This is a genomic window from Lacrimispora indolis DSM 755 (assembly GCF_000526995.1).
Taxonomy (GTDB): Bacteria; Bacillota; Clostridia; order Lachnospirales; family Lachnospiraceae; genus Lacrimispora; species Lacrimispora indolis.
Genome location: NZ_AZUI01000001.1, coordinates 6,040,232 through 6,052,476, shown reverse-complemented (window position 1 = coordinate 6,052,476; position 12,245 = coordinate 6,040,232). Strand labels below are relative to the sequence as shown.

Below are 12,245 nucleotides of genomic sequence, written 5' to 3'. Positions count from 1 at the left end.
AATAAGCAATAAATTTTTTGTATGTTTCAAATATAAACGATTTAAAGCCGAAAATAACTTGACGAAAGCAATAAAATTTATATAAAATGAATATAAAATTAAACTAAAAGGGATTGACAATTTCCAAAATGCACAAAAAAGAAATTAGCCCTTCTATACTGTTTCAAAATGAAACAACAGGAGGTAAATGTATGGTAAAGCTTCTGATCATTGCTGATGACTTCACAGGAGCACTTGACACAGGAGTGCAGTTTGCAGCCAGGGGCACAGCAACAATCGTGGTCACAGATTTAAACTATGATTTCCGAACAATTGAAAAAGCGGTAGAAGTTTTAGTGGTGGTGGCAGAAACCCGGCATCTGCAGCCACGGGAGGCCTATGAGATTGTGTACAGCATAGTACATAGAGCATTTCAAGCCGGAATTGCTTACATTTATAAAAAGACAGACTCTGTACTGCGGGGAAATATTGGCAGTGAATTGACGGCACTGATGGACGCAACAGGTGTCAGCGCCATACCGTTTCTCCCAGCCTTTCCCAAACTGGGCAGGGTCACCCGTAAGGGAATTCACTATATCGACGGTGTACCTGTGGCCCAGACCGTTTTTGGCCAGGATCCTTTTGAACCGATTTTGGACTCGGCGGTGGCGGAAATCCTTGGACAGCAAACGAATGTGCCGGTTCTGATACATCCACAAAATAAAGAGTATCAGATTTCAAATCCCGGAATCCAGGTATTTGATGCTGAGACAGATGCAGATTTAAAGCACATCGGCAGAAAACTGGGGCTGGAGAGGCTGCGATTCTGTGCAGGATGTGCCGGGTTTGCGGCGGTGCTGGCAGATATGCTGAATTTGAATGGGCCTGCCTCCAAAATGCCCAAGCTTGAAGATACACTGTTTATAGCTTGCGGCAGTGTTAATCCGGTAACGATCAGCCAAATGAAAGCGGCAGAAGAATACGGCTTTCCCCATGTGAATTTGAACCCTGTTCAAAAACTGGAAGGCGGCTGGGCGGATAGTGAGCCGGCGGCCGAATGTGTTGGTCAATGGCTGGCACAGGCATATGCGAAAAAACGCTTTATTCTTGATGTTAATGACCCGGAAGGGTATGAGGATACCCGTATCTATGCACAGGAACACAACCTGACAACGGAACAGCTTCGGGTGCAAATTTCGGACAATCTGGCAGCTTTGATTAAGCGAATGCTTGACCACGGTCTGAACGCCACTCTTTTGTGCACCGGCGGAGACACGCTCATGGCGTTAATGCAGGCGTTAGATGTTTCAGAGCTGACGCCAATTTGCGAAATGGCAACCGGCGTTGTTTTAACAGAATTTATTTACAAAGAAAAAACATATCATATTATTTCAAAATCCGGTGGTTTTGGATATCAGGATCTACTGATAAAATTAGCAGAAAAAATTTCCTGGAAATAAAAAATATGAACTGGAGGTATATATTATGAGCTATCCTACTCTTGCCGGTCTGACTTTAGACGGTCGTATTTACCGCAACGAAGAAATGGGTACTGTGGAATCCATGGTACCTCCCGGCCCTTTTGCTACCTGTCATTCTCCTGCAATGCTGGAGCTTCCAAACGGTGACATGCTGTGCTGCTGGTTTGCGGGAACCTATGAAGGAGAAGCCGACGTGCATATTGTATGTGCCCGTCTTCCCAAGGGGGCCGATCGATGGAGGCCGCCGGTCTCCGTATCCGGTGATCCCAAGCGCAGCGAGCAGAATCCATCTTTATTCTACGGTCCTGACGGTGCTGTCTGGTGTATGTACACCGCGCAGCTGGACCGCGTTGCGGGCAAAGATAACATGCAGTTCACTTCTCAAATCAGATGCCAAAAGAGCTTTGACGGCGGCCTGACCTGGGGCGGCTATGAGACCGTTTTCCCAAGAGAAGGCAGCTTCTGCCGCCAGCCCATTCAGATTCTGAAAAATGGCCGCTGGATTTTTGGCAACTGGCTGTGCACAGACTCCGAAGAAGGCCTGTCCGGCGACCCCAGTGTATTTCAGATATCTGATGACCAGGGTAAGTCCTGGCGAATGGTAGAAATGCCGAACAGCCGTGGCCGTGTTCATCCTACCGTTGTGGAGCTTGATGACGGGCACCTTGCGGCTTTCATGCGCAGCCGTGAGGCCGACCACGTCTACCGCAGCGAATCTCTGGACTGGGGCGAAACCTGGTCAGAGCCGAAACCTACTCCTTTGCCAAATAATAACTCCTCTATAAGTGCGATCCGTACCCAAAGCGGCCGTGTTGCTGTGGCATATAACCCCACCGCCACGCCATCTCCCGTTCCGGGCAAAGCTGCATGGCCGGGGCTGCGTTGTCCTGTTGCTGTGGCACTGTCCGAAGACGGCGGCCTTACTTTCCCGTTAATCCGCTTGATGGAACGTGGAGAGGGATACATGGGTGAGGAGAACAAAACAAACAACAAGCAATACGAGTACCCTTACCTGATGCAGAGCGCTGATGGCAGACTGCATTTGACATACGCAGCCTACACCCGTAAGTGCATTAAATACGTCAGCTTCACCGAAAAAGACGTGATCGGCGCAAAGCGTGAGTACGTCGGCGTGTACAACCCTACATCCGGCGAGGGCACAAAATAAACAACATTATAAGGATGTCTTTCACTAAATTACGATCAATAGGAGTGATATCAGATGCAGACTGTATATAATTTAAGAATGCCCCATGCCGTCTACGGCGGCGAAAACTCAATAGACAATATCACTGCAATATTAAAGAATAATTACGTTAAGCGTGTAGCCATGTTTACCGACAAGGGAATACATGCTTCCGGCCTGTTTGATTTGCCGGAAGCTGCAGTAAAGGCCGGGGGAGCAGATTACTATGTGCTGGACGGGATTCCGCCGGAGCCATCCTACATGGCGGTGCAGAATATTGTTGATCAATTTAAAGCAAGCGGCGCAGATATGATTATCGCCTGCGGCGGCGGCAGTGTTTTGGATGCTGCCAAGCTGGCCAGCGTACTTGTAACTGATGAATACGGTGTAAAGGAACTGCTGGATGAGCCGGGGCGCGCGAAAAAGTGTGTTCCGACAATTCTTATTCCCACCACCGCCGGCACCGGTGCGGAGGTAACTCCAAATGCCATTGTTGCGGTTCCGGAAAAAGAGCTGAAAGTTGGCATAGTAAATGAAAATATGATTGCTGATTATGTAATTTTAGATGCCCGCATGATTAAAAATTTACCCAGACAGATTGCTGCAGCTACCGGCGTGGACGCCTTAGCTCACGCCATTGAGTGCTACACCAGCAAAAAGGCTAATCTGTTCTCAGACACCTTTGCAATGGAAGCGCTTGATCTGATTTTGAACAATATTATTCCTGCCTGTGATGATCCTGAGGCTATGGATGCCAAGAACAAGATGCAGATTGCTGCATTCTATGCCGGAATTGCCATCACAGCTTCCGGTACCACAGCTGTACACGCCTTAAGCTACCCTTTGGGCGGAAAGTATCACATTGCTCACGGCGTTTCCAATGCAATCTTGCTGGCACCGGTTATGCGTTTCAATGCACCTTTCTGTCAGGATCGTTTTGCTTTAGTATATGATCGCTGCTGCCATGACACCGAAACGATCTGCCGGACAACGAATGAAAAGGCAGAGTGGATGATTGGGCAGCTTGAGCGAATCGTACGTCATTTAGACATTCCGGCCAGCTTAAAGGAATTCGGCGTTCCGCTTGAGGATTTGGATGGCTTAGTAGAGGCCGGCATGCAAGTGCAGCGCTTGCTGGTAAATAACATGCGCCCTGTAACTGCAGAGGATGCAAGAAATCTGTACTTAGAAATCCTATAAATTATTTTATAAATAAAGAAGGAGAGCGTTATTATGAGGAATATTGAATTAAAAGGCATTATCCCACCGATTTTAACCCCAATGAATCCCGATGAATCGATTAATCTGAAGGAGCTGTGTAACCAGATCGAACGTTTGTTGGAGGGCGGCGTCCATGGTCTGTTCCCATTCGGAACCAACGGTGAAGGCTACATTCTAAGTGAAAATGAAAAAATTCAGGTTCTTGAGGCTGCTATCGACCAAGTGAAACATCGTGTTCCGGTGTATGCAGGTACCGGCTGCATTTCCACGGCTGATACCATTCGTATCAGCAAGAAGGCTCAGGAGCTTGGCGCCGACGTGCTGTCCATTATCACTCCCAGCTTTGCTCTTGCTTCACAAAAAGAGCTTTATGACCACTATGTAGAAATTGCCAAGCATGTAGATATTCCAATCGTGCTGTACAACATCCCTGCACGCACAGGCAACAAATTGCTTCCTGAAACCGTTGCAAAGCTGGCTAAAGATGTAGACATCATCATGGGTGCCAAAGATTCCAGCGGTGACTGGGATAATTTACTTGCCTACATCAATCTTACAAGGGACTTGGACAAAGACTTCCGTGTTTTGTCCGGAAACGATTCATTAATTCTGCCTTGCCTGGAGGCAGGCGGTGCAGGCGGCATCGCAGGATGTGCCAACGTATATCCTCATGTTCTGGCATCTATTTATGAATTGTTCAAGGCCGGTAAGCTGGAAGAGGCTAAAGCAGCACAAGACTCCATCGCCTCCTTCCGTGCCGTATTCAAATATGGCAACCCTAACACTGTTGTTAAAAAGGCTGTTTCTATGCTGGGTTATCCTGTAGGCGACTGCCGCCGTCCATTCAACTACCTGTGCGACGAAGGTATTGACGCGCTAAAACAGGTTTTGAAGGAAAACGCCGACAGAGGGATGTGCTGATATGAATATAAAATTGAAACCTGTTATTGGTATTTCTATGGGTGACCCCTTTGGAAATGGCCCGGAAATTACCGTTCGTGCACTGGCAGATGCAAAACTCTACGAACGTTGTAAGCCCTTGGTAGTGGGCGACGAAACTTCCATGAGTTACGCTCTGAAGGTGGCCGGGAAGGTTCACGGCATTCATCTGGAGCTGAATGTGGTTTCTACCCCTGCCGAAGGCAAGTACACCTATGGCACCATCGACCTGATGGATTTGGGGCTGATTCCTGCAGATGAAATTCCGGATACCTCTAAACTGGATGTGCCTGAGCCTTTTGGTGTGGGAGCCTGTGCCCTGGGCGGCGAGGCAGCTTTCCAGTATGTTGTAAAAGTTATTCAGCTGGCTACGGATGGCCAGATCGATGCTACGGTTACCAATGCCCTGAGTAAGGAAGCCATAAACATGGCTGGCCATCACTACTCAGGCCATACCGAGATTTATGCTGATTACACGGACACACCGAAGTACACCATGATGCTGGCTCACGGCGATCTGCGGGTAGTCCATGTTTCCACTCATGTGTCTTTACGTGAAGCTTGTGATCGTGTGAAGAAAGATCGTGTCCTGGATTGCATCCGCATTGCTAACGAAGGCTGTAAAGCATTGGGAATTAAAGAGCCTAAAATCGGTGTTGCAGGGCTGAATCCCCACTGTGGTGAGAACGGCATGTTCGGCTGGGAGGAAGTGAAAGAAATCCAGCCTGCAATTGAGGCTGCTATGGCTGAGGGCATCATTATCCCTGAAAAGAAGCCAACCCCTCCCGATACCGTGTTCTCTAAGGCATTGGGCGGATGGTATGACATCGTTGTGGCCATGTACCACGATCAAGGTCATATCCCGCTGAAGGTGAAAGGCTTTGTTTATAACCGTGAGGAAAAGCGCTGGGAGGCTGTTGAAGGTGTTAACGTGACTCTGGGCCTGCCTATCATTCGGGCCAGTGTGGACCATGGCACAGGCATAGACCTTGCAGGCAGCGGCCGTTCCAGCGAGCTGAGCCTGGTCAATGCCATAGATTATGCCATCCTTATGGTTCATGCCAGGAAAGAAGCATGATATTGTATAAAAATAATCCTGTATAAAAGAGAGGAGTTCAATCAAATGACTGTCCCAATGATTATTGCCATTGCTATCACTGCATTCATGATTATTTTGATCATGACAGAAAAACTTCCGTTCGGCGCACCTCCAATTCTCGCATGTCTGCTGATGGTTCTTTTTGGAATAACCGATATCAAGACTGCTTTCGGCGGTTTTTCTAACGCTACCATTATTATGCTTGCCTCTTTTATGGCAATCGTGGCAGCTCTTCAAAAAACCAGCCTTATTGGTACTTTCAGAAAAACAATTTTGAACATGGCTAACAAAGGTGGATTTAAGGCATATATACTGTTATTTATTATCGTTATGCTGGCCAGCAGTATCTTTGGCACGGGCTCAACTGCATTCTATGTTCTTACCTTAGGTATATTATCTACCATACAGTATACTGACAAGTTACCGCGTGGTAAAGTTATTGCTGCTGCTGGTTTCGCAGCTAACCATCCACTAATTCCTGTAAATGTTACATTACAATATGGTATTGTTATTGCTGTTTTAGGAGCTGCTGGTTCAGGTATTACCAGCGTGTCCTTAGCAAAATTCTCTATTGTAAATCTAATACTTTCATTAGCTTATGTAGTATGGGCTTTAATTGGTTATAAAGTTCTGCCTGACAAAAATGTTGAAGATACAGAAATCGACGCTGATAAGTCTAAAGAAACAGTTTACGATTTACCAAAATGGAAAGAAAATACAACATATGCAGCCTTTATAGCAGCAGTTGTTGGTATGATTCTTCAAAGCAAGGTTGGCGATGCAGGATATATGATTCCGGGTTTATCTGCATGTCTGGTTTTAGCTGTCGGTGTTCTGAATTTCGATGAAATTCGTAACAACATCGGTGCTCCAATTATTTTGATGTCTGCTGGCGTGATCGGTGTTGCTGATGCTCTTGGCAGTACAGGATTAACTGCTTTAGTTGGCGAAACTGTAGCTAATATGCTGGGCACTAATATCAATCCTTTCATCCTGATCTTTGTTTTCTGTATGTTAACAAGTGTACTTGCAACCCTTACAGGATCCACTATAGGTACTGTGTATGTATTTGCACCTATGGCTATTGCTACCTGTATGAGCTTGGGTCTGAATCCAACAGCTGCTGCTGCTGCAATTGTAGTTTCGGGCTGGAATGGCCATTTCTTACCAATTGACGGTATGCCGGCTATGGTAATGGGAATTGGTAAGTACAAGCTGATCGAGTTTTGGAAATATACAATTCCCATGTACTTTATCCGTCTGCTTGCTTTAACTGCCGGAGCTTTGCTGTTGTTCCCAATGTAGATTCTAAATTACTTAAATGAATGGTAATCTTTTTGATCGGTCCATGGTCTCTCATATGGTTTACGGCAGGCAGTGACCGAACGCATTCAATGTATTTAAAAAAATATCCGGCTTTATATGAAACGGATCATCTTCCGACATTTTGAGAAAGAGGTATGATTATGAATAATAAATTTGAACTGGAGCATATCGGCATCAACACCCCAAATGCTGAGGAGGCAGAGAAACTGGCTCAGCTTCTGAGTATGATGTTTAACCTGGAGCCTCGTCATGGACAAAAGTCCGAATTCGGCGGTCCTTACTTTGAGTGTATGAAGGCTCCATTCCTGGGGGCAAACGGTCATATCGCCATGCGTACACCTGATTTGACCGCTGCAGCAGAAGAGTTAAAAGAGAAAGGTTTCTCCTTTAACATGGATACTGCCGCATATTCCGAGGATGGCAAACTGAAGAACGTATATTTAGACGGTGAGTTTGGCGGCTTTGCCATCCATATTATGCAAAAGTAAGAGAAAAACCAATTGAATCAACACATTAAAATTAGCCCCCGGTTCAACCAAATCAAGTAAGTTCCCCACTTCAAATGCGAAAAGCATTAAGTGATAGGTGGGGACTTGCTTGTGTCAGGTGGAGTACAAGCTCCACCTGACAGGCAGCGACAGCTGCTGTTCGGTTATGCCCGATAAAGCGGGGCAGGGCCTCCCCCGCACTATCGGGGACGCCGTGAGCAAGTAGCGAAGCGGATTGCGAATATCCGCTTGACCTGCACCCCAAAAGTCAGGCATGTTATAAAACAACATGTCAGACTAAAGGAGTGCAGTTTTTTTATAGAGGAATACAATTTACTGGTTGGACCTGAATCATATAGGCATTGTCAATATGGGCCATATTACCCGCGCAAATGAGGATTCGCTATACCGATTGTTTGGCATTGATGATTGGATATTCTAATGAACTGGAATTAAAACCGGCGATAGGAACCACATCCATGTCTGTTGCCACTAATTCCTACCGAGCTATGATACCCTATGTGATGGAACAGTATGACTTATTTACCGGTCCGGCAGAACTGGAAAAAGACAGGAGGTTACAGAAGGCTGGTACCACCATAGAACGTAACAGGCAGATTGGAGGTCATAAAAGCGGAGAATAGCAGGAGTAAAATGGACAGGAGCAGCCGTGCGAAACAATTTTGCCCTTTGATGCATTAAAAGGGTTTCGGGAGGCAGTGGGAGAAAAAGAACAGATTATCGTCCCTGAACGTGATCTGTCAGAAGAGAAGAAGGAGGAGTTAGATTGGAAGTTAAGACAGATTCAGAAAAGAGACATAGTGACTGTGGAGTATTTTATGGGTAGAGAATATGTGCAGGTAACCGGAATGGTAACACGAATAGATGATGTAAGCAGAACATTGGAGATTGGCAATGCAAGGGAATAATAGAATGGAAAAACTTTTAATTCCGCATAGTTATGTGTTTTTTCTGGATGTGGAGTCATGGAAAACAGAATGGCCTTATCAATGGCAGCGCCTCTAACTTTTTAACTTGACTCTCCACAGAGAGCATTATATGTTCATGGCTATCAATAATCATAAAAAACATCTTCCTTTCTTATGGCGACTTGTAAAATTGATGCCGTTTGTTATACTAAAAGAGTAGCACCATTCTTTAAGGGAAGCAAGTATGCACTTTATTAATACGACGTATCTTTTTTGATATGTACTCCATAGAAGAAAGGATGATGTAGATGTCAAAAACAGTTACAATCAGCGAAATATGCCCTACGGAGCTGGGAATCAATATTTTGTCCGGTAAGTGGAAGCTAATGATATTGTGGAGAATTTATAGAAGCAAGGTAATTCGTTTCAATGAGCTGCAAAGACAGGTTGGGAACAATTATTAACAAAACTAAGAAAGAGGAGCTCATGAAACAGATTGCAATCTTATCCGATACTCATGGTCTGCTGCGAGAACATGTTATGGCTGAACTTGCTGAAGCTGATTGTACCATTCATGCTGGCGATATCAACACACCATACATTATCGAGTCAATGCGAAAGCTGGGAGAGACTTATGTGGTGCGTGGTAACAACGATAAAGAATGGGCAGAAGCCCTGCCTAAAAGCATTGCCGTCACAATTGAAGGTGTAAGATTCTTCATCGTTCATAACAAGAAAGATGTCCCAAAATACTTAACAAATGTGGACGTGGTGATCTATGGACACTCCCACAAATATTCTGCTGAAATTATTAACGGAGTACTGTTTCTCAATCCCGGCAGCTGCGGTAAACGGCGTTTTGATTTGGAAGTCACAATGTGCCGTATGATCGTGGATGCGGGGCGCTACCAGTACGAAAAAGTGATGATTCCCTATGACATCTCAAATGGGCGAATATAATACATTTGCTTTTAAGAGTAATTTCAATTTTCAAGAAAGTCACTAAAATATAAAAATGAATAATAAATACGCGTAATTAATATTTTTTAATATATTTATGAAAAGGATGGGAATGATGCCGGCAGAATATTTAAAAAATATTTTGTCAGCTTTGAAGATCTCATCATTAAATTGGGAGATGCCATGAATTGTGAGAATAAAGAGATTGCAGATGCCCTGCGCCACGAAATAATAATGCTTCAGTCTGACCGATTGGTTAAGCTGGAATCGGAGAGGAAATTAGAACAAAGGCTTAAAGTGGGAAGGCAACGGATCAGGGAGGTCATCAGCCAGCTTGTGTCGGAGGGGCTTTTGATCAAGTATGAAGGAAAAGGAACTTATATTGCGCCTTTAGTAAAAAATGAATTTGTAAATATTATCTGTTCCCCCGACATTAAGTTAAATGATCCCTTTTATAACCGTATGCTGATGGAACTTACGGGATACTCCGCGAAAAACAGTGTGAACATGATTCCGCTTACTATGGATACGCTGGAAAACGGAGATATTATTTCGCCGGTATTGATGATTGGTAAGTTTGCAGAAGAACATCTTGAAAAGATAAAAAAGGCCTATTCCCAAATCATTTCCTTTGAGAATTATCCTGATGATGACGATTTTGTACAGATTTATTTTGACCATTTTAAAATTGGGATGAATGCAGCTAAAGTTCTTGCTGCATATGGACATATGAAGGTGATACACATAACCGGCCCGGCATCCTTTGCTTCTGCTCTCTATCGGAAAGACGGTTTTATCAGAGGAGCCATAAAAAACGGAATGGAATATACTGTATTGGAAAGCAAGATGAATTTTGCAGGAGGGTATTCTCTTGGGGATGAGGTTGCAGAACTGGTCAGTCAAGAGCAATATACGGCGATATTCGCCGCTAATGATTGGATGGCTATCGGCTTAATTCAGGCTCTTAGAACAAAAGGCCTGGAGGTACCCGATTATGTTTCTCTGCTCAGCGTGGATAATATTCCCTTGGCAGGTCAGTTCGCTCCTGCGCTCACCACCTACTCTCTTGATGCCAATATGGTGATTGCAGAGTGTTTTTCCCTTATGAATACAGCCAGGACAAGTCAGAAGGAGAAGCATTTTCAAAAAAGGGTGATTCTTCAGCCTGTGTTAATAACCAGAGATACACTGAAAAAAACAGGAAATAGATAATAAGGAGTCCAAAGTTTCTTAAGTGGAAACTTTCAGGACTCCTTATTTTTGTGTGGTAATACTAGACAAGTATGGGAAATGAAAAATGTGCAAAATAACTAAAATACAGAAAAAAATAATTAGTTTTTTTATTTACTTGACAAGAATAAGTGGGTGTTGTATTATTGGTAAAAATGACTATAAAAAAGATAAATGAAAACGTTATTTTAAGCAATATATTAATTAAAATAAGAATAAATTGTAAAATATGTATAGTAATGCACTTTATTTGGGTTAAACCAAAAGTAGTTTTTGTGAATATTTTTATATTAAAAACAAAAAGGGTATTGTGCAAAATTTACAATAAAAGTCAGGAGCGAAAATATGAATGAGGAAAATAAAGTAATTGCTGATGTACTGCGCAGAGAGATAAAAGAACTTCAATCTGACCGCTTGATCAAGCTGGAGTCCGAGCGGAAGCTGGAGCAAAGGATGAGGGTAGGCAGGCAGCGTATAAGAGAAATTATCGCCCAATTGGTGTCAGAAGGGCTGCTGATCAAGTATGAGGGAAAGGGAACTTATGTAGCTCCCATCATCAAAAGCAAATACATCAATATTATTTGTTCCCCCAGCATTAAGCTGAATGATCCATTTTACAATAGGCTGTTGATGGAGCTGACCAACTATTCGGCAAAAAACAGCGTAAATATGATCCCATTGACCATAGATACCCTGGAGAAAGGAAATATGGTTTCACCGGTTCTGATGATTGGAAAGTTTGAAGCAGTGGATCTTTCGAGAATCAAGGAAAAGTTTCCCCGCATTATTTCCTTTGAAAATTATCCGGATCATGATGATTTTGCGCAGATTTATTTTGATCATTTTAAAATTGGTATGAATGCAGCAAAGGTCCTGGCCGGTTATGGTCATAGACGATTGATTCATATTACCGGACCAGACACATATGCTTCCGCACTATACCGTAAAAACGGATTTACCCGGGGAGCCAGAAAGCATGCGGTTGAACATGTTGTTCTGGAAAGTAAGATGAACTTCAGAGGCGGTTATTCCCTGGCCGACCGGGTAATCAACCTTGTGGAGCACCGCAGCTTTACCGCAGTTTTTGCCGCCAATGACTGGATGGCCATTGGCTTGATCCAAGCTCTTAGGGCAAAAGGAATTGAGGTTCCGGATCAGGTATCGGTGCTCAGCGTGGATAATATTCCTCTTGCCGGTCAGTTTGCTCCGGCGCTTACCACCTATTCTCTGGATGCCAATATAATGATTGCAGAATGCTTTTCCCTGATGGAAGAGGCTCATGTAAATCTGGAAGAACAAAAGTTTCATAAACGAATCATTCTCCAACCGGTTCTGATGACAAGAGATACACTAAAAAAGCCGGGTAGTTGAGTATAGAATCATAACTGAAGTAACAAGGTTGCTTAA

The 12,245-nt window shown here is 44.1% G+C and carries 13 protein-coding genes; all 13 read left to right on the top strand.

The window, feature by feature from the left end; genetic code table 11:
- Positions 1-191 precede the first annotated feature (191 nt).
- The 13 genes from K401_RS0129350 to K401_RS0129285 all read left to right on the top strand — a co-directional run bounded on the left by K401_RS0129350 (position 192) and on the right by K401_RS0129285 (position 12,209).
- Positions 192-1,439 (top strand): four-carbon acid sugar kinase family protein, encoded by a 1,248-nt coding sequence (locus tag K401_RS0129350; protein ID WP_027352262.1) that lies wholly within the window; start codon positions 192-194, stop codon positions 1,437-1,439.
- A gap of 25 nt (positions 1,440-1,464) precedes the next feature.
- Positions 1,465-2,628 carry a sialidase family protein gene (locus tag K401_RS0129345; RefSeq protein ID WP_024296297.1) on the top strand — a complete coding sequence of 388 codons (1,164 nt, stop codon included), beginning with the start codon at positions 1,465-1,467 and terminating at the stop codon, positions 2,626-2,628.
- Positions 2,629-2,682: 54 nt separating this feature from the next.
- Positions 2,683-3,846, top strand: coding sequence for an iron-containing alcohol dehydrogenase (locus K401_RS0129340; protein ID WP_024296296.1), 1,164 nt, complete (start codon positions 2,683-2,685; stop codon positions 3,844-3,846).
- A 33-nt stretch (positions 3,847-3,879) separates the two neighbouring features.
- Positions 3,880-4,788, top strand: a complete 909-nt coding sequence (dapA, locus tag K401_RS0129335; RefSeq protein ID WP_024296295.1) for a 4-hydroxy-tetrahydrodipicolinate synthase — start codon at positions 3,880-3,882, stop codon at positions 4,786-4,788.
- Between the two features lies 1 nt (position 4,789).
- On the top strand, positions 4,790-5,884 hold the full coding sequence (locus tag K401_RS0129330) for a PdxA family dehydrogenase (protein ID WP_027352263.1): 1,095 nt from the start codon (positions 4,790-4,792) through the stop codon (positions 5,882-5,884).
- Positions 5,885-5,929: 45 nt separating this feature from the next.
- Positions 5,930-7,210, top strand: coding sequence for an SLC13 family permease (locus K401_RS0129325; protein ID WP_024296293.1), 1,281 nt, complete (start codon positions 5,930-5,932; stop codon positions 7,208-7,210).
- A 161-nt stretch (positions 7,211-7,371) separates the two neighbouring features.
- Positions 7,372-7,719 carry a VOC family protein gene (locus tag K401_RS0129320; protein WP_024296292.1) on the top strand — a complete coding sequence of 116 codons (348 nt, stop codon included), beginning with the start codon at positions 7,372-7,374 and terminating at the stop codon, positions 7,717-7,719.
- A gap of 425 nt (positions 7,720-8,144) precedes the next feature.
- Positions 8,145-8,363, top strand: a complete 219-nt coding sequence (locus tag K401_RS0129315) for a hypothetical protein (protein ID WP_024296291.1) — start codon at positions 8,145-8,147, stop codon at positions 8,361-8,363.
- 75 nt (positions 8,364-8,438) lie between these two features.
- Complete coding sequence (locus tag K401_RS31650; protein WP_242842340.1) at positions 8,439-8,648, top strand: YolD-like family protein; 210 nt, start codon at positions 8,439-8,441, stop codon at positions 8,646-8,648.
- 308 nt (positions 8,649-8,956) lie between these two features.
- Positions 8,957-9,112: a winged helix-turn-helix transcriptional regulator gene (locus tag K401_RS33115; protein WP_156945327.1), complete on the top strand. Its 156-nt coding sequence runs from the start codon at positions 8,957-8,959 to the stop codon at positions 9,110-9,112.
- Positions 9,113-9,134: 22 nt separating this feature from the next.
- Positions 9,135-9,608: a metallophosphoesterase family protein gene (locus K401_RS0129295; RefSeq protein WP_024347528.1), complete on the top strand. Its 474-nt coding sequence runs from the start codon at positions 9,135-9,137 to the stop codon at positions 9,606-9,608.
- A gap of 183 nt (positions 9,609-9,791) precedes the next feature.
- On the top strand, positions 9,792-10,820 hold the full coding sequence (locus K401_RS32160) for a substrate-binding domain-containing protein (RefSeq protein WP_024296290.1): 1,029 nt from the start codon (positions 9,792-9,794) through the stop codon (positions 10,818-10,820).
- A 363-nt stretch (positions 10,821-11,183) separates the two neighbouring features.
- Positions 11,184-12,209 (top strand): substrate-binding domain-containing protein, encoded by a 1,026-nt coding sequence (locus K401_RS0129285; protein WP_024296289.1) that lies wholly within the window; start codon positions 11,184-11,186, stop codon positions 12,207-12,209.
- Positions 12,210-12,245: the final 36 nt, after the last annotated feature.

Coding starts and splice junctions, on each gene's coding strand:
- K401_RS0129340 (WP_024296296.1), top strand. CDS start 2,683: ATGCAGACTGTATATAATTTAAGAATGCCCCATGCCGTCTACGGCGGC.
- K401_RS0129345 (WP_024296297.1), top strand. CDS start 1,465: ATGAGCTATCCTACTCTTGCCGGTCTGACTTTAGACGGTCGTATTTAC.
- K401_RS0129320 (WP_024296292.1), top strand. CDS start 7,372: ATGAATAATAAATTTGAACTGGAGCATATCGGCATCAACACCCCAAAT.
- dapA (WP_024296295.1), top strand. CDS start 3,880: ATGAGGAATATTGAATTAAAAGGCATTATCCCACCGATTTTAACCCCA.
- K401_RS32160 (WP_024296290.1), top strand. CDS start 9,792: ATGAATTGTGAGAATAAAGAGATTGCAGATGCCCTGCGCCACGAAATA.
- K401_RS0129350 (WP_027352262.1), top strand. CDS start 192: ATGGTAAAGCTTCTGATCATTGCTGATGACTTCACAGGAGCACTTGAC.
- K401_RS0129325 (WP_024296293.1), top strand. CDS start 5,930: ATGACTGTCCCAATGATTATTGCCATTGCTATCACTGCATTCATGATT.
- K401_RS0129330 (WP_027352263.1), top strand. CDS start 4,790: ATGAATATAAAATTGAAACCTGTTATTGGTATTTCTATGGGTGACCCC.
- K401_RS0129285 (WP_024296289.1), top strand. CDS start 11,184: ATGAATGAGGAAAATAAAGTAATTGCTGATGTACTGCGCAGAGAGATA.
- K401_RS33115 (WP_156945327.1), top strand. CDS start 8,957: ATGTCAAAAACAGTTACAATCAGCGAAATATGCCCTACGGAGCTGGGA.
- K401_RS0129295 (WP_024347528.1), top strand. CDS start 9,135: ATGAAACAGATTGCAATCTTATCCGATACTCATGGTCTGCTGCGAGAA.
- K401_RS0129315 (WP_024296291.1), top strand. CDS start 8,145: ATGATTGGATATTCTAATGAACTGGAATTAAAACCGGCGATAGGAACC.